The sequence below is a fragment of the Streptomyces sp. LUP30 genome, assembly GCF_001746365.1.
Lineage (GTDB): Bacteria > Actinomycetota > Actinomycetes > Streptomycetales > Streptomycetaceae > Streptomyces.
Map to the genome: position 1 here is coordinate 1 of NZ_MJAJ01000078.1, position 21410 is coordinate 21410.

Sequence of the window (21410 nt, forward strand, 5' to 3'; positions counted from 1 at the left end):
CGCCGCCCCGGCCGGACCCGGCGGCCGCCGCGCGCGCCTCGGCCGCCGCGAGCAGCTCACGCGCCTCGTCCTGGACCACCAGTGCCTGCTCCACGTCCCGCGCGGCCTGCACGGCCGCGGTCAGCGTGCGCTCGCCCAGCGGCTGGGCCGTGCGCAGGGCGCCGTACAGCACCCCGCGCACCCGGCGCCGAACCACCACCGGGATCGCCAGCACCGAACGCAGGCCCTCCTCGGCGACGGCCGCGTCGTATTCGTGACTGATCTGCCGGGACAGGGAGTAGTCGGTCACCGCACACGGCCGGGCCAGCGCGACGGCCTTGCCGCCCAGCCCGTTCCCCGAGGTCACGGCCAGCCCGCGCAACGCGAGCCCGGCCGCTCCGCTGAACTCGCTGATCCGCATCCGCTGCCGCCCGGGCTCCACCAGCCCGCCGAACGCGACCGGCAACCCGGTCGCACGCCGCAGCCGCATCAGCGCGCCGCCGATCTGAGCCGTTCCGGCTGCGTCTGCTGCCACGTTGTCGCCCTTTCCGCGCGGCGTCGTGCCGCACACCCCCGTTCGGGGGTAGTGAGACCTGCATCACGGATTACACGATGGCAGAGAGCCGCCCGGCAATGGTCCGGCGCCACGGGAGTGTCCCGCAGGGGCGCGCCGCTGTCGAGCGCGTCCCCCAGGCCGACGAGCAAGAAAGCCAAGAGAGCAAGGAGGACCGATGACGACGGCGACGGAGCGCTTCCGTGCAGCCCGCGACTTCCTGCTGGAACACCGCGAGGACTACACAACCGCTTACGAGCGTTTCGAATGGCCCCGGCCGGAGCGCTTCAACTGGGCCCTGGACTGGTTCGACGCCATCGCCGAGGGCAACGGGCGCACGGCCCTGCACATCGTCGAAGAAGACGGTTCCGAAACCCGTCTCAGTTTCGCCGAGCTGTCGGAGCGCTCGGACCGGGTCGCGAACTGGCTGCGCGCACGCGGGGTCGCCGCCGAGGACCGGATCCTGGTCATGCTCGGCAACCAGGCGGAACTGTGGGAGACCGCGCTGGCGGCCATGAAGCTGCGCGCGGTCGTCATCCCCGCCACCCCGCTGCTGGGCCCCGCGGACCTCGCCGACCGCGTCGAACGCGGCCGGGTCCGGCACGTCCTCGTCCGCTCCGAGGACACCGGCAAGTTCGACGAGGTCCCCGGCGACTACACCCGCATCACGGTCGGCGGCGCACCCGAGGGCCCGCACCGGGACGCCGAGGGCTGGCACCGTTACGAAGACGCTTACAGCGCGTCGCCCGACTTCACCCCCGACGGCCCCACCCTCGCCGACGACCCGCTCATGCTCTACTTCACGTCCGGCACGACCGCCCGCCCCAAGCTGGTGGAGCACACCCACACCACCTACCCGGTCGGGCATCTGGCCACGATGTACTGGATCGGCCTCAAGCCGCACGACGTGCACCTCAACATCTCCTCGCCCGGCTGGGCCAAGCACGCCTGGTCCAACCTCTTCGCCCCCTGGAACGCCGAAGCAACCGTTTTCATCCACAACTACACGCGCTTCGACCCGGCCCGCCTCATGGCGCAGATGGACCGGGCGGGCGTGACGACGTTCTGCGCCCCGCCGACCGTCTGGCGCATGCTCATCCAGGCCGACCTCACCCAGCTGCGCACTCCGCCCCGCGAGGCCGTCGCCGCGGGCGAGCCCCTCAACCCCGAGGTCATCGAACAGGTGCGGCGCGCCTGGGGCGTCACCGTCCGCGACGGCTTCGGCCAGACCGAGACCGCCGTGCAGATCGCCAACAGCCCCGGCCAGGAACTGAAGACCGGCTCCATGGGCCGGCCGAGCCCCGGCTACCGGGTGGAGCTGCTGGACGCCGTCTCGGGCGCGCCGGGCGCCCGGGAGGGCGAGATCGCGCTGGACCTGTCCGCCCGCCCGGTGGGCCTGATGACCGGTTACCACGGCGACCCCGACCGCACGGCGGAGGCGATGGCCGGCGGCTACTACCGCACTGGGGACATCGGCAGTCGGGACGAAAACGGTTACCTCACCTACGTCGGACGGGCCGACGACGTCTTCAAGGCCTCCGACTACAAGATCAGCCCCTTCGAGCTGGAGAGCGCGCTGCTGGAGCACGAGGCGGTCGCCGAGGCGGCCGTGGTCCCCGCCCCGGACGAACTGCGCCTCGCCGTGCCCAAGGCGTACATCGTCCTCGCCGAGGGCTGGGAGCCGGGCCCCGACACCGCGAAGGTGCTGTTCGAGCACTCCCGCGACGTCCTCGCCCCCTACAAGCGCCTGCGGCGCCTGGAGTTCGCCCCCCTGCCCAAGACGGTCAGCGGGAAGATCCGCCGGATCGAGCTGCGCGAGGCCACCGCGGCGGGCTCGACGGACGAGTACCGCGAGGAGGACTTCCGATGAGCGGCGCGGCGTCCACGCCGGAAAGCGGTTCCCCGTCCACGCCGGAAAGCGGTTCCCGCCCCGAGCCGGGGGAGGACCCGCCGGACGCGCGGGCGTCGGGGGCGCCGTCCGGCCCCGGAGCGGGCAGGTCGCCGGCCCCTGCCGCGGATCAGGCGGCCGCCCCCGCCGCGGACCGGCCGGCCGGCCGGGGGGCGACTCCCGCGGAGGTCCCGGCGGGCGCGTCCCGTCCCGGCTCGGCGTACGCGCACGGGACGAGCACGACGCCCCTGCTCGGGGACACCATCGGCGCCGACCTGGACCGGGCGGTGGCCGCCTGGCCGGACCGCGAGGCCCTGGTCGACGTGCCCTCCGGACGGCGCTGGACGTACGCCGCGTTCGCCTCGGACGTCGACCGGCTGGCGTGCGCGCTGCTCGCGAGCGGAGTCGCCAAGGGCGACCGGGTGGGCATCTGGGCGGTCAACTGCCCCGAGTGGGTGCTGGTCCAGTACGCCACCGCCCGCATCGGCGCGATCATGGTGAACATCAACCCCGCCTACCGCACCCACGAGGTCGAGTACGTCCTGAACCAGGCCGGGATCTCCGTGCTGTTCGCCTCGCTCAGCCACCGCACGAGCGACTACCGGGCGATGGTCGAGCAGGTGCGCCGCAGCTGCCCGCACCTGCGCGAGACCGTCTACATCGGGGATCCGAGCTGGGACGCGTTGCTGCGGCGCGGCACGCCCCACCTCCACGAGGAGTACCGGACGCGCAGGAGCGAGCTGTCCTGCGACGACCCCATCAACATCCAGTACACGTCGGGAACGACGGGCTTCCCCAAGGGCGCCACCCTCTCCCACCACAACATTCTCAACAACGGTTACTCCGTGGGGGAGTCGATCGCCTACAGCGAGCGCGACCGGATCTGCGTTCCGGTGCCCTTCTACCACTGCTTCGGCATGGTGATGGGAAACCTCGCGGCCACCTCGCACGGCGCCTGCGTCGTCATCCCGGCTCCGTCCTTCGACCCGAAGGCCACGCTGGAGGCGGTCCAGCAGGAGAGGTGCACGTCGCTGTACGGCGTCCCGACCATGTTCATCGCCGAGTTGAACCTCCCCGACTTCGCGTCCTACGACCTCTCCTCGCTGCGCACCGGCATCATGGCGGGCTCGCCCTGCCCGGCCGAGGTGATGAAACGCGTGGTCGCCGAGATGAACATGGCCCAGGTGTCGATCTGTTACGGCATGACCGAGACCTCGCCCGTCTCCACCCAGACGCGCCGCGACGACGACCTGGAGCACCGCACCGGCACCGTCGGCAGCGTGCTGCCGCACATCGAGGTGAAGGTCGTGGACCCGGTGGACGGCGTGACCGTGCCGCGCGGCCGCCCCGGCGAGCTGTGCACCCGCGGGTACAGCGTGATGCTCGGTTACTGGAACGAGCCCGAGAAGACCGCCGAGGTGATCGACGCGGCACGCTGGATGCACACCGGGGATCTGGCGGTGATGCGGGAAGACGGTTACGTGGAGATCGTCGGCCGCATCAAGGACATGATCATCAGGGGTGGGGAGAACATCTACCCGCGCGAGATCGAGGAGTTCCTCTACGGCCATCCGAAGATCAGGGACGTCCAGGTGGTCGGGGTCCCGCACGAGAAGTACGGCGAGGAGGTCCTCGCCTGTGTGATCCCGGGCGACGCGGCGGACCCCCTGACGCTGGAGGAGCTGCGCGCGTACTGCGAGGGCCGCCTGGCGCACTACAAGATCCCGAGCAGGCTGCAGATCTTGGACGCCTTTCCGATGACCGTCTCGGGGAAGGTCCGCAAGATCGAACTGCGCGAGAAGTACGCCCTCTAGGGCTCCCGGGGCGGCGTCCGTCGCCCTCGGCCGCGGACGCCCGGGCCGCCGTGGGCGTCCCGGCCGTCGCGGCGGTCCCGGCCGTCGCCGGTGTCTCCGTCGTCCCCGGTTCTCTGGGCGTCCCGGAGGTCCCAGGTGTCCCAGGCGTCCCGGGCGCCTGCGGAGGCCACGGCGTCGGCCGTGGCGTTGACCGGCTGCGGGGAGCCGGTGAGGTCCAGGACGAAAAGCGGCACACGGAGTTGGTCGGCGCGGGCGCGGGCGTCGTCGGCATAGCCGGCGAGGGAGAAGTACACGCACTCGGCGGACTCCGTCATGGCCGTCAGCCACAGGCACTCCACGTCCCGCAGCGAGGCCGGGTGCACGCTCGGGTCCACCTGGGCCAGCAGTCCACGGGCGGCGAGGCCGATGCCGGACGTGGGCCGCTGGTCGGCCCGCCGGATGTCCCCGTGTCCCAGCCAGTTCAGGTAGAGCGCCGCCGCCGTCACCGCGTCCCGCGCGGTACGGATGGCCACGGGCCGGAAGGCGCGCCGGGGCGGTGCCGGGACGGGCGCCGCCGTCTCCCGTCCGGGCCCGGGTCCGGCCTCCCGCGCGGCCTCCGGCCCCGGCCCGGGGCCCCGTCCAGGTACATGGTCCGGCCCGGGTATGTCGTCCGGCCCACGTACCTGGTCCGGACCGGGTACGGCCTCCCGCTCGGACTGCGGCCCGGGTCCGGGCCTTCGCCCGGGGGCGTGGTCCGGCCGGACTTCGTGCTCCGGCCCGGGTTCGTGCTCAGCGTCCAGCGCGTGCTCCGGCCCGGGGCCGTGCTCCGGTTCGGGCTCGGCGGGCTGGCCGGTCACCGGGATCCGCAGCACCCTCCCGCAGGCGCAGCCCAGTTCGGGCTGCGGCCACTGGCCCCGGCGGCCACAGGCGCGGCAGCCCAGGACGATCCACTCGTCGTCCCACGCCCGGTGTGCGACGGCCGTCGGCGCCGTGCGCCGGTCGAGGACCGGCGTGACCGGCGAACCGCACGCACACGGGTAGGACGGCACGGTGTAGAGCCGCTCGCGCCGACAGGCCGGGCAGCGCACCGGCACGCTCTCGGACATGGCCCCCATCGTCCTCCTTCGGCCCCCGCTTGTCCGTCTCTTGACGACCTTTGCGCGCCCACTTACATTGCTTCCAGATAGTAGAAAACATTTTCCGCTATACGGAAACGCGTAGATGCGTGGAAACGGGCGGAAACCGTAGGAACGGCTCACCGCGGGGCGCGACGGGAGAGCGAATCCGACAGCTGAAGCAGCTGAAGCAGTCGAAGCAGGAGTACTCCATGGCTCGTATGACCGCTGCCCGTGCGGCAGTCGAGATCCTCAAGCGCGAAGGCGTCACCAGCGCGTTCGGCGTCCCCGGCGCGGCGATCAACCCGTTCTACGCGGCGCTCAGGGACTCCGGCGGCGTCGATCACACCCTCGCCCGCCATGTCGAGGGCGCCTCGCACATGGCCGAGGGCTACACCCGCACCCACCCGGGCAACATCGGCGTCTGCATCGGCACGTCCGGGCCGGCCGGCACGGACATGATCACCGGGCTGTACTCCGCCCTCGGCGACTCGATCCCGATCCTGTGCATCACGGGCCAGGCGCCTACCGCCGTGATCCACAAGGAGGACTTCCAGGCCGTCGACATCGCCTCCATCGCCCGGCCGGTGACCAAGATGGCGGTCACCGTCCTGGAGGCGGCGCAGGTCCCCGGAGTGTTCCAGCAGGCCTTCCATCTGATGCGCTCGGGCCGGCCCGGACCGGTGCTGATCGACCTGCCGGTCGACGTCCAGCAGACGGAGATCGAGTTCGACCCGGACACCTATGAGCCGCTGCCCGTCCACCGTCCGGTCGCCACCCGCGCGCAGATCGAGAAGGCGATCCGCATGCTGAACGCGTCCGAGCGGCCGCTGATCGTCGCGGGCGGCGGTGTCATCTCGGCGGACGCCTCCGAACTCCTGCTGGAGTTCGCCGAGTTGACGGGCACTCCGGTCATCCCGACCCTGATGGGCTGGGGTGCGATCCCCGACGACCACGAACTGAACGCCGGCATGGTGGGGCTGCAGACCTCGCACCGCTACGGCAACGCGACGTTCCTGGAGTCCGACTTCGTCCTCGGCATCGGCAACCGCTGGGCCAACCGCCACACCGGTCGCATCGACGTCTACACGGCGGGCCGCACCTTCGTGCACGTCGACGTCGACCCCACCCAGATCGGCAGGATCTTCGCCCCTGACTACGGGATCGCCTCGGACGCGAGGGCCGCTCTGCACCTCTTCGTCGAGGCGGCGCGGGAGGCGAAGGCCTCCGGCGCCCTTCCGGACCGGTCCGCCTGGGCGGCCGCCGCGCAGGAGAAGAAGGCCACGCTCCAGCGCCGTACCCACTTCGACGACATCCCGATCAAGCCGCAGCGGGTCTACGAGGAGATGAACAAGGCGTTCGGCCCGGAGACGCGGTACGTCACCACCATCGGTCTCTCGCAGATCGCCGGCGCCCAGATGCTGCACGTCTACCGGCCGCGCCACTGGATCAACTGCGGCCAGGCGGGGCCTCTCGGCTGGACGATCCCGGCGGCGCTCGGCGTCGCCAAGGCCGACCCCCAGGCCCAGGTCGTCGCCCTCTCCGGGGACTACGACTTCCAGTTCATGATCGAGGAGCTGGCGGTCGGGGCGCAGCACAAGATCCCGTACGTCCACGTCCTCGTCAACAACTCCTACCTGGGCCTGATCCGCCAGGCGCAGCGGGCGTTCGCCATCGACTTCCAGGTCAAGCTGGAGTTCGAGAACATCAACTCGCCCGAGCTGGGCGTGTACGGCGTCGATCACGTCAAGGTCGCCGAGGGCCTCGGCTGCAAGGCGATCCGGGTGACGGACCCGGCGGAGCTGGGCGCGGCCTTCGAGGAGGCGAAGAAGCTCGCCGCCGAGTTCCGGGTGCCGGTGGTCGTCGAGGCGATCCTGGAACGCGTCACCAACATCTCGATGAGCGGCACCAACGACATCGGCGACGTCATGGAGTTCGAGGAACTCGCCACCGAGCCGGGACACGCGCCGACGTCGATCAGGACGCTCAAGGTCTGACGCCGCAACCGTGACACGGGGGCGGTGGCACGGAAGCGGTGGCACGGAAGTCGTGGCACGGGAGCGGTGACACGGGAGCGGTGACACGCAAGCGGTGAGGAGCCGCGCAACGGCGATGACGGAGACGCCGGCGTCGGAAGGGGCGGCCCCAGCGGGCCGCCCCTTCCGACGCCGGCGTGCCGGGGAGGTGCGCGCGACGAGTCCCCCCGCTCCGTCGCCGTCCCCGGCGGCGGGGCCCGCCGCCCCCGTGTCGGCGGGCCCCGTGTCGAGGACAATGTGCCCTGCTCCGGGGGCGGTTGAAGCCTGCTGAACAATGTTCAGAGGTTGATTTGAGGTTGGCGCGCTGTCACGTCGTTCCTGCGCGTGGCGCTACCGCTCCTCCGGGAGCCGCTCGTGCTCCTCGGACAGTCCTGGCCAGTCGTCGGGGCCGCCGCCCTGCCAGTCGATGAGGTCGCTCTCCTCCACCTCGATCCGGTCCAGGTCGGCCATGCGCAGGATCTCCACGACATCGTCGAGGTGCGAGGCGAGGCCGAGCACCGCGTCACCGGACGTGACCCGGCGGGAGCCGTCCAGAGCCGGGGGGTGGACCACGATGTGCGGAGGTCGCGTCGGATCGCCCATGTCCCCAGCCTCCTGCGGGCGGGCCCGATCCGCACGTCGGACGAGAAGGGTGTGCCGGCCGCGTGGGTGTGCCGGGCGAAACGCGCGCGGCTCCCGCCGTCGGAGGGCCGACGGGGGAGCGCTGTGCCGTGTATGGCCGTCCGACGGCGCGAGGCTGGGCGCGACAGGACGTTCGCGCCGCCGGACGGGGCTCGGTGAGGCGGGGACCGCGGCGGGTGCGACGGAACCGGGCACGCCTTCCCTCAGGTCGAGAAGGGCGGCTCGGGTCCTTCACCACCGCACTGGCTCACACGCCGCCGCGGTCCTCACCGGGCCCGCACTCCCGGGATCGGCCACCCCTCATCCGGGCCGTCCCCGTGGTGCGGGCCGCTTGTGCGGTCGGTCCTCACGCACGCGCGTGGACCGACTCCTCCACCGGGAAGCACGGAAACCACGGGAAACCGCTTGAGAAGGGAAAGCCGTTTCGAAGCGGCTTTCTGCGCGGTTTTCTGAGCGGCTTCCTGAGCAGGTCTCCGCGCGGTTTTCTGAGCGGCTTTCTGAGCTCGTTCCCCTCCGGTGGGGTCCGCTGCAGACCGTTCGGCTTTCGCCGTGAACCCGGTCAGCGGGGTGTTGCAGGGGTTTCCGGGCGGCGCCGTCGCCTGGGCGCGACAGGACATATGTCGGCGGCGGCGCCGCCCGGAAGCTTCGGGGGGGCGCGGGTCAGCGCTGTGCGCCCGAGAGCCGCTCGACGGCCCGCAGCAGTGCCGAGTGGTCCAGGCCGCCGTCGCCCTGCGCGCGCAGGCTCGCGACCAGCTGGGCGACCACCGCGCCGACGGGCAGGGCCGCGCCGACGTTGCGGGCGGCGTCCGTGACGATCCCCATGTCCTTGTGGTGCAGGTCGATCCGGAAGCCCGGCGCGAAGTCGCGGGCGAGGAAGTTGTCCTTCTTGCGCGTCAGCACGGTGGAGCCGGCGAGTCCGCCGTTCAGGACGTCCAGCGCGGCCTTCAGGTCCACGCCCGACTTCTCCAGGAAGACCACGGCCTCGGCGCACGCCTGGATGTTCACGGCGACGATCAGCTGGTTGGCGGCCTTCACGGTCTGCCCCGAACCGTGCGGGCCGCACAGCACGACGGTCCTGCCGAGCACGTCGAAGATCGGCTCGGCCCGGTCGAAGTCCGCCTGGTCGCCGCCGACCATGATGGACAGCACGGCCTCGATCGCGCCGGCCTCGCCGCCCGACACCGGGGCGTCGAGCACCCGGATGTCCTTGTCCGCGGCGGCCTTCGCCAGATCGACCGAGGTCTGCGGGGTGATCGAGGACATGTCGATCAGGAGCGCGCCCGGCCGCGCGTTCTCGAGGATGCCGTCCGGGCCGTACGCGATCGCCTCGACCTGCGGGGAGGCGGGCACCATGGTGATCACGACGTCGGCGTCCCGCACGGCGTCGGCGATCGAGGCGGCCGCGGCGCCGCCGGCGGCGGCGAGGCGCTCCAGCTTGTCCTGCTCCAGGGTGAAGCCGGTGACGTCATAGCCCGCCTTGATCAGGTTCTCGGACATGGGGGAGCCCATGATGCCGAGGCCTATCCAGGCGACCTTGGGAAGACTGCTCATGACGGGATGCCTCTCGGTGCGGGGTGTGTTCGGCGGGCTTCACGCGCGGCGCGCTCACGGGCGACGAGGTCACGGGTGACTCGGTTCACGGGCGGCGCGGATCGCGGACGGCTCGGGCCTCGCGGGGCAGCCACGCGAAGGCCTCGGCGCTGGATCGGTCGCCCGGCTTGTACTCCAGGCCGACCCAGCCGTCGTAACCGGCCTTCGCCAGCCGGTCGAGCAGGTCCTCCAGCGGGAGCGTGCCCGTGCCCGGGGCGCCGCGGCCGGGGTTGTCGGCGATCTGCACATGGCCGGTCTTCGCGGCGTGGTGCTCGATCACCGACGGCAGGTCCTCGCCGTTCATGGACAGGTGATAGAGGTCCAGGAGGAACCGCGCGTTGCCGAGTCCGCTCGCCTCGTTGACCTTGTCGACGATCCCGACCGCGGCGGCCGCGCTCACCAGGGGATACCGCGGCGACTCGAGCCGGTTCAGCGCTTCGATCAGCAAGGTCGCGCCGATCCGGTCGGCGGCGCGGGCCGCGAGGACCAGGTTCTCCAGGGCGAGCGCCTCCTGCTCGGCGGGGTCCACGCCCGCGACGCGGTTGCCGTAGAGGGCGTTGAGCGCCCCGCAGCCCGTGGACTGCGCGAAGCCTGCGGCCACGTCGACGTTGGCGCGGAACCGCTCCGACTCCTCGCCGGGCACGGACAGGGCGCCGCGGTCCGGGCCCGGGAGCCGTCCCGCGTAGAGGTTGAGGCCGGTGAGCTGTACGCCCGCGGCGTCGATCGCCCGCTCGAGGGCGTCGAGCTCGGACTGCTCGGGGGTGGGGGAGTCGATCCAGGGCCACCACAGCTCGACCGCGCCGAAACCGGCCGCGGCGGCCGCCGCGGGGCGTTCCAGGAGCGGGAGTTCCGTGAAGAGGATCGACAGGTTGACGCTGAAGCGCTGGTCTTCGAAGCCCATGGGGTTCCGCGCTCCCTTCCGTGTCGAGTGTTTCCGTATTGCGGAAGTTAGTTTCTGCTTATTGGAAGATTGCCGTCGGGGGTCAGGGCTTGTCAAGGGGGTCCGGCACCCGCGTGCCCCGGCGCGGGCTTCGCGGGCCGCGGGGGAATCCGGACTCCCGCCTGATCGTCCGCCCGGTCCGTTAAGGTCGGGGTCCGGGCAGCGACGGCCGGAACCCGTTCAGGAAGGCGTGGGGCGCGATGCGACTGAAAGTGGAGTTCACCACCGAGCCCTTCGACCTCGACGAGGCGCCCGCGCACGCGCTGGTCGCCCGTGAAGTGATCGAACGGGCCGACCTGGACGCGGTGGACGTCGGACCTTTCGGCAACACCGCCGAGGGCGCCGCCGACGCCGTGCTCGCCGCCGTGGACGCCCTGCTGCGCAGGTCCCTCGGTGCGGGCGCCACCCGTATCTCGCTCCAGGTCAACGTCGTCGGGGAGGGGCGGTGAGCGCCGGCGGCGACGCGGCCTTCATCGCGGCCGTGAAGCCGCTGGTCGACGCGATGGGCGGAGAGATGCTTCCCCCGGACGAGGCCGGCGCCGAGGACGTCGTCCTGACGTGGGAGGGCGTGGAGTCCGTGGCCGTGCGCCTGCCGCAGCTCGCCGACTCCCTCGACCACATCCTGGCCGCGATGGAGCGCAGGAAGGGCAGACCCCTGGCCGACCTGGACCGCAAGGAGAAGCAGGAGGTCGTGCGGATACTCGAGGCGCGCGGCGCCTTCTCCGTGCGGCACGGTGTGGAGACCGTGGCGAGCGCGCTCGGCGTGAGCCGCTTCACGGTCTACAACTACCTCAACCGGGACAAGGGCGCCTGACCCCCAGCGGGTCCCGGCGCGGAGGCGGCGGAAGCGGTCCCGGCGGCGAGTCCGGTGAGCCGGCGCGCACCCGCGCGCGGATCCGGGCGCGGGTTCGAGCGAGGCCTCGGGTGCGGGCGACGGATCGTCGAGGACGTGCCCGGGGCTTTCCGGCACCCTCTCTTCGAGAATTTTCAACAAAGTGTTGACGCGGTGTCGCGCGGGGGCGTTAGCTGGCCGCAGCCCGCTCACGCACGAAGGCCGTTCCGCACGGCCACGGAGGCTCCCGTGACTTCGACTTCCCCGCTCCCGGGCCTGGCCCGGTTCAACGCCCTCGAGGAATCCGCGGCCCGCGCCGTGCTCCACGAGGCGTGCGCCTCCACGGCGTGGGCGAGCCGACTGCTCGCGGCCCGCCCCTACGCCACCGTCGACGACCTGTACGAGGTCAGCGACGCGGCCATGGCCGAACTGACCGACGCCGACCTGGCGGAGGCGATGGCCGGACATCCGCCGATCGGCCGCCCGAAACCCGGCGACCCGACCTCGGCACGCGAGCAGCGCGGCATGGCCGGCGCCTCCGAGCAGCTCAGGGCGGAGATGCTCGAACTGAACCTGGCCTACCAGGAGAAGTTCGGCCATGTCTTCCTGATCTGCGCCACCGGCCGCACCGGCGAGCAGATGCGCGACGCGGTCGAGGAGCGGATCGGCAACGCGCCGGAGCTGGAGCGGGAGATCGTCCGCACCGAGCTGGGCAAGATCAACCGTATCCGCCTCGCCCGACTCGTCGAAGAGGACTGAGACACACCATGAGCACCAGCACCACCGCATCGGTGTCCACGCACATCCTGGACACCTCCGTCGGCCGTCCCGCCGCGGGCGTCGCCGTCCGGCTCGCGGCCCGTGGCGGCCGGGAAGCGGACTGGCAGGCGCTCGGCGGCTCCGCGACCGATGCGGACGGCCGGTGCAAGGATCTGCCGGCGCTGCCGGAGGGGACCACCCATGTACGGCTCGACTTCGCCGTGGAGGCGTATTTCGAGCACCGTGAGAACAAGCGAGCCGATGCGCAGCAGGACGCCCCCGCGAATCGGGACAGCGGTGCCGCCGCGGTGTTCTTCCCGGAGGTGGCGATCACGTTCGCCGTCGTGCCGGGCGAGCACTACCACGTACCGCTGCTGCTCAACCCGTTCGGCTACTCCGTATACCGAGGGAGCTAGCAGACACATGACCGACACTTCACGCCCCGCCCGCGCTGTGATGCTGGGACAGAACCAGTACGGCAAGGCCGAGAACCGGGTCGTCAGGATCACGCGGGACGGCGCCACCCACCACATCAAGGACCTCAACGTGTCCGTCGCGCTGAGCGGCGACATGGACGACGTCCACTACTCCGGCTCCAACGCCAACGTCCTGCCGACCGACACCACCAAGAACACGGTGTACGCGTTCGCCAAGGAACACGGCATCGAGTCCGCCGAGCAGTTCGGCATCCACCTCGCCCGCCACTTCGTCACCTCGCAGGAACCGATCCGGACCGCGCGGATCCGTGTCGAGGAGTACTCCTGGGAGCGGATCGAGACGCCCGGTGCGGACGAGCACTCCTTCGTCCGCCGGGGCCAGGAGACCCGTCTGGCCCAGATCACCTACGACGGCTCGTCCTGGGAGGTCGTCTCCGGGCTCAAGGACCTCACCGTCATGAACTCGACGAACTCCGAGTTCTGGGGCTACGTCAAGGACCAGTACACGACGCTGCCCGAGGCGCACGACCGGATCCTGGCGACCGAGGTGGCCGCCCGCTGGCGCTACAACTGGACGGACGACGCCCAACCGGCGCCGGACTGGGACGAGTCGTACGCCCAGGTGAAGAAGCACCTGCTGCTGGCCTTCGCCGAGACGTACTCGCTCTCCCTGCAGCAGACCCTCTACGCCATGGGCGCGCGGATCGTCGACCACCGCGAGGAGATCGACGAGGTGCGCTTCTCGCTCCCCAACAAGCACCACTTCCTGGTCGATCTGAAGCCGTTCGGGCTGAAGAACGACACCGCCGACGGAGCCGTGTACTTCGCCGCGGACCGGCCGTACGGCCTGATCGAGGGCACGGTCCTGCGGGACGGCTGCCAGGCGCGGATACCGGTGGACCTCACCAACCTCTGACGCCACCCTCCCACCGCACTCCCACCCAGCGCTCTTTCGGCACCCGCGGCCGGGGGCCGGTTCCCCGGCCGCGGCACTCAAACCTCCAGGGTCCTGCCGTGCCCGCTCCATCCGGGCCCACCGAGGGTCCACCGAGGGAAAAGGACGAAACCATGGCAGCAGACCGGCGCATCGTCATCGACAACTGTGCGATCGCGACCGTCGACGCCCAGGACACCGAGCACGCGAACGGACATGTCGTCCTCGTGGGCAACCGTATCGAGTCGCTCGGCGCGGGCCCGGCCCCCCAGGGCCTGGAGAACGTCGAGCGCCGCATCGACGCCACCGGGCACCTGGTCACCCCGGGCCTGGTCAACACCCACCACCACTTCTACCAGTGGATCACCCGGGGTCTGGCCACCGACCACAACCTCTTCGACTGGCTCGTCGCCCTCTACCCCACCTGGGCGCGCATCGACGAGGAGATGGTCCGCGCGGCCGCCGAGGGTTCCCTGGCGATGATGGCCCGCGGCGGCGTCACCACCGCCATGGACCACCACTACGTCTTCCCCCGGGGCTCCGGCGACCTGTCCGCCGCGATCATCGGCGCCGCCCGCGACATGGGCGTGCGCTTCACCCTCGCCCGCGGTTCCATGGACCGCAGCGAGAAGGACGGCGGTCTGCCCCCGGACTTCGCGGTGGAGACGCTCGACGGCGCCCTCGCCGCCACCGAGGAGACCGTCCACCGGCATCACGACGCCTCCTTCGACGCGATGACCCAGGTCGCCGTCGCCCCCTGCTCGCCCTTCTCGGTCTCCACCGAACTGCTGCGCCAGGGAGCAGAATTGGCCCGCCGCCTCGGCGTACGGCTGCACACCCACGGCTCGGAGACCGTCGAGGAGGAGAAGTTCTGCCACGAGCTGTTCGGCATGGGCCCGACCGACTACTTCGAGTCCACCGGCTGGCTCGGCGAGGACGTGTGGATGGCGCACTGCGTCCACATGAACGACTCCGACATCGAGGCGTTCGCCCGTACCAGGACCGGCGTCGCGCACTGCCCGTCGTCCAACGCCCGGTTGGCCGCCGGCATCGCCCGGGTCCCCGACATGCTGGCGGCCGGCGTCCCGGTAGGCCTCGGCGTGGACGGGACGGCGTCCAACGAGTCCGGCGAACTCCACACCGAGCTGCGCAACGCCCTGCTCGTCAACCGCCTCGGCGCCCACCGGGAAGCCGCCCTGAACGCCCGTCAGGCGCTGCGCCTGGGCACCTTCGGCGGGGCCCAGGTCCTCGGCCGGGCCCGGGAGATCGGCTCCCTCGAGCCGGGCAAGCTGGCCGACCTGGTGCTGTGGAGGATGGACACCCTCGCCCACGCCTCCATCGCCGACCCGGTGACCGCACTGGTCTTCGGCGCGGCCGCCCCGGTCACGGCCTCCTTCGTGAACGGCCGTCAGATCGTCGAGGGCGGACGGCTGTTGCACGTCGACGAGGACGCCGTCGCCCGCGCGACCCGCGCACAGGCGCAGCGACTGGCGCGGATCGCCGCGCAGGGCTGAGCGACCCCCAGAACTCCGGGCGAGGGGGACGGCCCTGGCCCGGACGCCGTGACCGGGGCGCGCGTCACCGCGCGCCCCGGAACCGGATCCCGCCGTCCCGATCCCCGCCGTCCCGTTCCCCGGTCCCTCCCCGCTCCCGGCCCGTCCGGGCACGGGACCCCCATGACCGCCGCACCACCTCCCTGACACCCACGCCGGAAACCGGCGTGCCACCGACCGGAGGAGAGCCGCCGTGTCCCCGCAGTCAGTCGACCGCCCGGTCGTCCACCCCGTGGACGAGAAACTCCCCGCCCTGAGAACGGCGACGAGCGGCCTGCAGCACGTGGCCGCCATGTACGCGGGGGTCGTCGCCCCGCCCCTGATCGTCGGCGCGGCCGTCGGCCTCACCGGCGCCGAGCTCACGTTCCTCACCGGCGCCTGTCTGTTCACCGCCGGTCTCGCCACCTTCCTGCAGACGCTGGGGGTGTGGAGGATCGGCGCCCGTCTTCCCTTCGTCAACGGCGTCACCTTCGCCGGCGTCGCCCCCATGACGGCGATCGCGGCCTCCACCCATGACAAGAAGGACGCCCTGCCCGTCATCTTCGGCGCGGTGATCGTCGCCGGCCTGCTGGGCTTTGTCGCGGCGCCCGTCTTCTGCAAGGCGGTCCGCTTCTTCCCGCCCGTCGTCACGGGGACGGTCATCACCCTGATCGGCGTATCCCTGCTGCCCGTCGCGTTCGGCTGGGCACAGGGCCCGGACCCCGCGGCGCACGACTACGGCTCGGCGACGAACCTGGGCCTGGCGGCGGCGACGCTGGTGACGGTGCTGCTCCTGCGCCGGTTCAGCCGCGGCTTCGTCAAACAGATCGCCGTGCTGCTCGGTCTGGTCGCCGGCACGCTCGTGGCGATCCCCCTCGGCGTCACGGACTTCGGCCCCGTGACGGACGCGGACGTGATCGGCTTCCCCACCCCGTTCCACTTCGGCGCACCGCAGTTCCAGCTCGCGGCGATCGTGTCGATGTGCGTGGTGATGGTGGTCTCCATGACCGAATCCACCGCGGACATGCTGGCGTTGGGCGAGATCGTCGAACGTCCCGCGGACGAGCGGACCATCGCGGCCGGGCTGCGCGCCGACACCCTGGGCTCGGCGCTCAGCCCCGTCTTCAACGGCTTCATGTGCAGCGCCTTCGCCCAGAACATCGGTCTGGTCGCGATGACGCGGATCCGCAGCCGCTATGTCGTCGCCGCCGGTGGCGGCTTCCTCGTTCTGATGGGTCTGTGCCCGACGGCCGCCTCGCTCATCGCCGTGGTGCCCCGGCCCGTCCTGGGCGGGGCCGGGGTCGTCCTGTTCGGGTCGGTCGCCGCGAGCGGCATCCAGACACTCGTCCGGGCGGGCCTGGACAGGGACGACAACCTCCTGATCGTCGCCGTCTCCCTCGCCGTCGGCATCGTCCCCATCACCGCGCCCGGCTTCTACCACGCCTTCCCCGAGACGGCGAGGATCGTCCTGGACTCGGGGATCTCGACGGGCTGTCTGGCGGCCGTGCTGCTCAACCTGGTCTTCCACCACATGGGAACGGGGAGCGACGCGGCGGACGTGACCCACCCGATGGAGGCGGGGGAGGAGATCACCGGGGCGAACCGGGCCCCGGCCACGCCATGAGGTTCGCGAACGACTCGGCCTGTTCGACGGCGTCGTCGAGCGCCTGATGGGTGTGCGGCCGCAACAGGTGCCCCGGCATCGTCCGCTTCGCCACCGCGCGCAGCGGCAGGCCGGAAGGTCCAGTCGAACGAGGCGGGGCAGGCGCACATCGCCGGTCGTGCGTCGCCGCTCACCTCGCCCACCCACCGGGTGAACCGGGCCAGGGCCAGGGCGGGTTCGAGCCCCTCCTCGACCAGGCGCTCCCGGCATCCGAAGTCAGCCGCGTCCGGCGCCGCCGGGGCGCGCCCGGCAGGGTGTGGCCCGGGGCAGCCGCCCGGTGAGGAACGCCGTCGGCGGGACGCCCATCAGGGTGCGGAAGTCGGCGCTCATGTGCGCCTGGTCGTAGTAGCCGGTGGCGGCGGCGAGTTGGGCCCATGGGGCGGATTCCGCGTGCGTGAGGAGGTGGCGGACGCGGTCGATGCGGGCGTAGTGCTTGGGGGAGACCCCGACGCCGACCGTGAACAGGTTGCGCAACTGCCTTTCGCTGATGGCGAGTTCGCGTGCCACGTCCCGGACGGTGACGGGGGCGCGGTCCGCGCGGGTGGACAGCGCGTCGACGGCCGCCCGCAGCAGACGTTCGCGGGCGCCGTCCGTCGGCGGGGGCAGCAGGGCGGCCAGGCGGGCGGTGATCTCCCGCGGGTGCGCGCCGGTCAGTTCGCGGGCCAGGCGGCGGGCGGTCGGTGCCGGCAGGTCACCGGCCGGCACCGCCCGGCCCACCAGGTCGACCGCCGGCACCCCGAGCAACGGGCCCACGGCCCCCGGGGCCAGCCGCAGTTGCACGCACGACGTCAACCGCTTGTCGGGGTCCGCGTGATAGGTGGCCCGCGTTCGGGGGCCGACGACCAGCGTGTCGTACCGGCCGTCCTCCTCGACGCGGACCACGACCTTGGTCGCCGCGTCCGGTAGGTGGGTGAAGGCCTCGTCGGCGCGGTCGACGCCGATGTCATCGATGCCGGAGATCCAGGCACGCAACGCGGAGGGGACGGGCAGGCTCTGCTCGGCGAGGGCGTTCGTCACGCCTCCACCGTAAGCGCGCGGCCGCTGCGAGGGGGCGGCCGAACCGTGCCGGAATCTCCTAGAGTCCGCGGGGTCGCCCCCGCCACCGTGGTGCCCATGATCCTCGTGACCGGTGCCACGGGCACCATCGGCAGTGAACTCGTACGACATCTCGCGGCGCGCGGCGAGAAGGTGCGCGCCCTCACCCGCGACCCTCGAAAGGCCCGGATGCCCGCCGATGTCGAGGTGGTGCGCGGGGACTACCTCGAACCCGCCTCCCTGGACGCCGCGATGTCCGAGGTGACGGCAGCGTTCCTGGTGGGCCTGCCCGGGCCGTCCGCGCAGCACGACGGGCCCCTGGTCGCGGCGGCGCGGGCGGCGGGCGTGGGCCGGCTGGTGAAGCTGTCGGCGATCGGCACCGGCGATCCCGAGGTGGGACCCACCGGTGAGTGGCATGTCGAGGGCGAGCGGGCGGTCCGGGAGAGCGGCGCCCAGTGGGTCGTCCTGCGGCCCTCCTCCTTCGCCTCGAACACGCTGAGCTGGGCGCAGGCCCTCCGCGCGGGCGAACCGGTGCCGAACATGAGCGGTGCGGGGGCCCAGGGGGTGGTGGATCCGCGCGACGTCGCCGAGGCGGCCGCCGTCGCCCTGCTCGACGAGCGCCGGGCGGACCGGACGTACACGCTGACCGGGCCGGAGACGATCAGCGTGCCCGGTCAGGCCCAGGTCCTCGCCGGCCTCCTGGGCCGCCCGGTGCCCACCCGTGACCTCACCTCGGACGAGGTTCGCGCGCACGTCCTGCAGTGGTGGCAGGACGAGGCCGTCGCCGACGGCGTCGCGGTGAGCTCCGCCTTCGTCCGCCGGGGCGGCAACGCGGTCGTCACCGAGGACGTGCCCCGGCTGCTGGGCCGGCCGGCCCGCACGTACCGGGAGTGGGCGCGGGACCACCGGGGGGCGTTCGAGGCGGAGTGAGGGAAGCAGGCGGATCGGCCGCCGGGGGCGGGCGGCCAGCCCTCGTCGTCATCGATCTCGCGGACCCGTACTTGTTCTGTCACCCGCACAGCCCGGCGATACCGCACCGTCCGGACCAGCGTCCGGACGACCTGTCACGTCCTCTCAGGGCGCGACGACGAACTCCAGGGTCGCTTGCGCGAGGTCGGTGAGGAACCGGGCATGGTCGAAGCCCTCGGCTTCGGCCATGCCCGGCGGAGGCGCATTCATGAAGCTGAAGTGACCGGCCCCCGGCACGACACGAAGGTCGACCTGGGCCGGTGCGCCCTTCAGGCGGACGGCCTGCTCGACGGGCGTGATGGTGTCCGTCTCTCCCGCGTAGACGAGCGTCGGCGCCTTCACCGCGTCCAAGGCGCCCGGAGCGGCGAACCAGCCGGTCGCGGGAGCGAACAGGACGAGACGGCTGACGCGTGGCTCACGTGCGACGTCCAGCGGCCTGCCGTCCCGTCCCCAGGGCGTCGCACCGGCGAGACAGAGGCCGGCCCATCCGCCGATCGAGTGGCCGACCACCGCCACGGGCGCGTCCTCGGGCGCCCACCGGTGGAGGGCCTCGACCAGCCCCGCCGGGCGGGCGAGAAGCTCAGCGATGGTCGCCTCTCGGGCGGCGAAGCGCTCGAAGCGGGGCGCAATGACCTGGCAGTCATGGGCTGCCAGGTGCTCCAGGAGGGGCCGGTAACGCTCCGGGTCGCCGCCTGCTCCGGTCGCGAAGAGAACGACATGCTCAGGGTTCGTGGGACCAAGTGTCAGTGCCTGCATTTCGTTCCTTCACCACGATGTCGTTTTCCGAAGCCGGACCTCGGGTCGCGCCTCGCCCATGTACGGCCTCAGGTCAGCGCGCCGCAGATCGCGGGATTCGAACGGCTCACGTTGCGTCGGCCGGGGCGGACGCTGCCTGATACGGCGCTAGAGACCGAACAGGGTGAGGTCCGTGGCGAGTTCCTTGAAGACGTCCTGCGGGTTGGCCACCATGCGGCGTTCCGTCAGGTCCAGCAGGCCTCCGACGGCGGAGAGCTCGGCGGCGACCGTGCCGTCCGTCTTGGTGACGGTCTGCTGGATGCGGAACGTCTTGCCGCCGCTCCACTCGAACACGCACGACACGTCGACCTCGTCCCCGGCGAGGAGTTCGCGCCGGTAGCGGATGGTCGTCTCCAGCGCGACCGGGCCCACCCCCTTGCCGATCAGCCCGGCCTGCGTGATGCCCGCCGCCTGCAGAAGCGACCAGCGAGCGTGCTCCGCGTAGTTGATGTACACGCTCTGGTTGAGGTGTCCCTGCACGTCGGTCTCGTAGCCGCGGACGGTGACCCGGACGGAAAACGGATCGCTCACTGTCTCCCCTTCTCGTCGACGAGCATCGATTCCTCGTCGACGGGCATCGATGTCCGGAGCATCAGTGCTCCGGGCATCGATCTTGGCACGTCCTTCACGTCCGGCGGGGGGAAGCCAGGAGATAGCGCGCTCTCGTGCGGGGCTCGGTGTGCTCGCCGACCTGCCAGCCCGCCTTCTCCAGGGTCGCCGCGCAGGCCCGCAGCGTCGCGTCGTCCGGCCCGTGCACGGCGACCGCCTCCGGCTGCGGGGTCGCCCGCACCCGGTAGCCGTCGGTCCCCCCGGGCCCGGCGGGGCGGTGGCCGGCCGCCTCCAGGGCGAGGGCGGCGGCCCGCACGAGATGCGTGCGCTCCCAGCCGCAGGGCCGGTCCGTCCCCCCGTCGGGGTTGGTCATCCGGCGCAGCTCCAGCAGTCCCTCCCATGCGCTGCGCACCTCGCGCAGCCGGGCGGGACCGCCTGCCGCCGCGTCCTCCTCGCCGCCGACGCGCGCGGCGAACACCCCGCTGTCCGCGCCTTCCGCGCCTTCCGCGCGGGCGCCGGTCTTCGGCGGTCCGGGCGCCGGCTCGGGTGCTGCCTCCCGGACGCGGTGGCCCGCCGGCGTCAGGAAGCAGTCGTGCGGCGGCCGGGGGTGCCGGAACGCGAGCCCGTGCCGGACCAGGGCCGCGAGCTGCGCCTGCGTCCCCCTCAGCCGTCCGGAGACCGGATCGGCGGTGTCGATCACCCGACGCTGCGCGGCGGTGGGCGGTCGTGTCACGGCGTCCTCCCTCCCGGCGTGGGCCGATTGCCCCGGTGCTTCCGAGGCTACGCGGGGGGTCTGACATTCCAGGCGGCGATCACCGGCCGCCCGTGCTCCGTGCCCAGTCGGCACAGCGTCCCCGTCGCCAGCTGGAACAGCGCCCCCGCCGACGGCGGAAGTCCGAGCCGGCGGGCGGTGAGCACCCGCAGGAAGTGCCCGTGCGCCACCAGCACCACGCACCCCTCGGTGTCGGCGAGCGCCGCGTCGGCCCGGGCCAGCACCCGGTCGGCCCGTTCCCCGACCTGTTCGGCGGTCTCCCCGGGGTGCTCGGGCGGCCCCGGCGCCACCCCGTCGGTGAACAGGAACCAGTCCGGCCTGGTGCGCTGGATCTCGGCGGTCGTGACGCCCTCGTAGCCGCCGTAGTCCCACTCGCGCAGGTCCGCGTCGAGCCGGACGTCGTGCAGTCCGATCAGCTCCGCCGTCTCCCGCGCCCGCTGCAGCGGGCTGACGAGCGCGGCCCCGATCCGGTGCGAGCGGATCAGCGGAGTCAGCGCGCGCGCCTGTGCGCGGCCGCGGTCGGTCAGCGGGACGTCCGTCGATCCGGTGTGCCGTCCGGAACGCGACCAGGAGGTCTCGCCGTGCCGGACGAGGAAGAGATCACCCATGGGGCACAGG

The 21410-nt window shown here is 72.1% G+C and carries 21 protein-coding genes; 11 read left to right on the forward strand and 10 right to left on the reverse strand.

The features are described 5' to 3' along the window. Positions 1–514: GAF domain-containing protein (locus BG482_RS37620; RefSeq protein WP_141746706.1), on the reverse strand; the 514-nt coding region annotated here is incomplete at its 3' end. A gap of 196 nt (positions 515–710) precedes the next feature. On the opposite strand from BG482_RS37620, the gene BG482_RS37625 reads away from it, so the two are divergent. After that, the gene (locus tag BG482_RS37625) at positions 711–2402 is read left to right on the forward strand and encodes an AMP-binding protein (protein WP_069773704.1); all 1692 of its coding nucleotides are present in this window, start codon (positions 711–713) and stop codon (positions 2400–2402) included. After that, positions 2399–4234: an AMP-binding protein gene (locus BG482_RS37630; RefSeq protein ID WP_256096603.1), complete on the forward strand. Its 1836-nt coding sequence runs from the start codon at positions 2399–2401 to the stop codon at positions 4232–4234. Before BG482_RS37625 ends, BG482_RS37630 begins: the two co-directional genes overlap by 4 nt. On the opposite strand, the gene BG482_RS37635 is transcribed toward BG482_RS37630, so the two are convergent. Then, positions 4231–5319 (reverse strand): hypothetical protein, encoded by a 1089-nt coding sequence (locus BG482_RS37635; RefSeq protein WP_256096604.1) that lies wholly within the window; start codon positions 5317–5319, stop codon positions 4231–4233. The genes BG482_RS37630 and BG482_RS37635 overlap by 4 nt on opposite strands. Positions 5320–5540: 221 nt before the next feature. On the opposite strand from BG482_RS37635, the gene gcl reads away from it, so the two are divergent. Then, positions 5541–7325, forward strand: a complete 1785-nt coding sequence (gcl, locus tag BG482_RS37640; protein WP_069773706.1) for a glyoxylate carboligase — start codon at positions 5541–5543, stop codon at positions 7323–7325. 369 nt (positions 7326–7694) lie between these two features. Here the strand turns inward: gcl and BG482_RS37645 are convergent, their stop codons facing one another. The 3 genes from BG482_RS37645 to BG482_RS37655 form a co-directional block, all read right to left on the reverse strand. After that, a complete protein-coding gene (locus BG482_RS37645) occupies positions 7695–7946 on the reverse strand; it encodes a hypothetical protein (RefSeq protein ID WP_069773707.1) in 252 nt (83 codons plus the stop codon). 699 nt (positions 7947–8645) lie between these two features. Beyond that, positions 8646–9536 (reverse strand): 2-hydroxy-3-oxopropionate reductase, encoded by an 891-nt coding sequence (locus BG482_RS37650; RefSeq protein WP_069773708.1) that lies wholly within the window; start codon positions 9534–9536, stop codon positions 8646–8648. Between the two features lie 85 nt (positions 9537–9621). Further along, a complete protein-coding gene (locus tag BG482_RS37655) occupies positions 9622–10476 on the reverse strand; it encodes a TIM barrel protein (RefSeq protein WP_069773709.1) in 855 nt (284 codons plus the stop codon). Between the two features lie 239 nt (positions 10477–10715). Between BG482_RS37655 and BG482_RS37660 the strand changes: the two genes are divergently transcribed. The 7 genes from BG482_RS37660 to BG482_RS37690 all read left to right on the forward strand — a co-directional run bounded on the left by BG482_RS37660 (position 10716) and on the right by BG482_RS37690 (position 16633). Next, the gene (locus tag BG482_RS37660; RefSeq protein WP_069773710.1) at positions 10716–10964 is read left to right on the forward strand and encodes a hypothetical protein; all 249 of its coding nucleotides are present in this window, start codon (positions 10716–10718) and stop codon (positions 10962–10964) included. After that, positions 10961–11329 carry a helix-turn-helix domain-containing protein gene (locus BG482_RS37665; RefSeq protein ID WP_069773711.1) on the forward strand — a complete coding sequence of 123 codons (369 nt, stop codon included), beginning with the start codon at positions 10961–10963 and terminating at the stop codon, positions 11327–11329. Before BG482_RS37660 ends, BG482_RS37665 begins: the two co-directional genes overlap by 4 nt. Before the next feature lie 267 nt (positions 11330–11596). Beyond that, entirely contained in the window at positions 11597–12106 is a 510-nt protein-coding gene (gene uraD, locus BG482_RS37670) for a 2-oxo-4-hydroxy-4-carboxy-5-ureidoimidazoline decarboxylase (protein WP_069773712.1), read from the forward strand. Positions 12107–12114: 8 nt separating this feature from the next. After that, positions 12115–12522 (forward strand): hydroxyisourate hydrolase, encoded by a 408-nt coding sequence (gene uraH / locus BG482_RS37675; protein WP_069773713.1) that lies wholly within the window; start codon positions 12115–12117, stop codon positions 12520–12522. Positions 12523–12529: 7 nt separating this feature from the next. After that, the gene (gene pucL, locus BG482_RS37680) at positions 12530–13459 is read left to right on the forward strand and encodes a factor-independent urate hydroxylase (RefSeq protein WP_069773714.1); all 930 of its coding nucleotides are present in this window, start codon (positions 12530–12532) and stop codon (positions 13457–13459) included. 152 nt (positions 13460–13611) lie between these two features. Continuing rightward, on the forward strand, positions 13612–14991 hold the full coding sequence (locus BG482_RS37685; protein WP_069773715.1) for an 8-oxoguanine deaminase: 1380 nt from the start codon (positions 13612–13614) through the stop codon (positions 14989–14991). A gap of 232 nt (positions 14992–15223) precedes the next feature. Beyond that, positions 15224–16633 carry a nucleobase:cation symporter-2 family protein gene (locus BG482_RS37690; RefSeq protein WP_069773716.1) on the forward strand — a complete coding sequence of 470 codons (1410 nt, stop codon included), beginning with the start codon at positions 15224–15226 and terminating at the stop codon, positions 16631–16633. 255 nt (positions 16634–16888) lie between these two features. Here the strand turns inward: BG482_RS37690 and BG482_RS37695 are convergent, their stop codons facing one another. Continuing rightward, positions 16889–17689: an AraC family transcriptional regulator gene (locus BG482_RS37695; protein ID WP_069773717.1), complete on the reverse strand. Its 801-nt coding sequence runs from the start codon at positions 17687–17689 to the stop codon at positions 16889–16891. 96 nt (positions 17690–17785) lie between these two features. Here BG482_RS37695 and BG482_RS37700 point away from each other — a divergent pair, with 96 nt between their 5' ends. Next, positions 17786–18637, forward strand: a complete 852-nt coding sequence (locus BG482_RS37700) for an NAD(P)H-binding protein (protein ID WP_069773728.1) — start codon at positions 17786–17788, stop codon at positions 18635–18637. A 144-nt stretch (positions 18638–18781) separates the two neighbouring features. Here the strand turns inward: BG482_RS37700 and BG482_RS37705 are convergent, their stop codons facing one another. From BG482_RS37705 to BG482_RS37720, 4 genes are all read right to left on the reverse strand, one after another. Then, positions 18782–19432: an alpha/beta fold hydrolase gene (locus BG482_RS37705; RefSeq protein WP_069773718.1), complete on the reverse strand. Its 651-nt coding sequence runs from the start codon at positions 19430–19432 to the stop codon at positions 18782–18784. Between the two features lie 147 nt (positions 19433–19579). Beyond that, positions 19580–20002, reverse strand: coding sequence for a thioesterase family protein (locus tag BG482_RS37710; protein WP_069773719.1), 423 nt, complete (start codon positions 20000–20002; stop codon positions 19580–19582). A gap of 94 nt (positions 20003–20096) precedes the next feature. After that, the gene (locus tag BG482_RS37715) at positions 20097–20753 is read right to left on the reverse strand and encodes a hypothetical protein (protein WP_069773720.1); all 657 of its coding nucleotides are present in this window, start codon (positions 20751–20753) and stop codon (positions 20097–20099) included. Positions 20754–20800: 47 nt separating this feature from the next. Continuing rightward, positions 20801–21400, reverse strand: a complete 600-nt coding sequence (locus BG482_RS37720; protein WP_069773721.1) for a histidine phosphatase family protein — start codon at positions 21398–21400, stop codon at positions 20801–20803. Between the last annotated feature and the right edge of the window lie 10 nt (positions 21401–21410).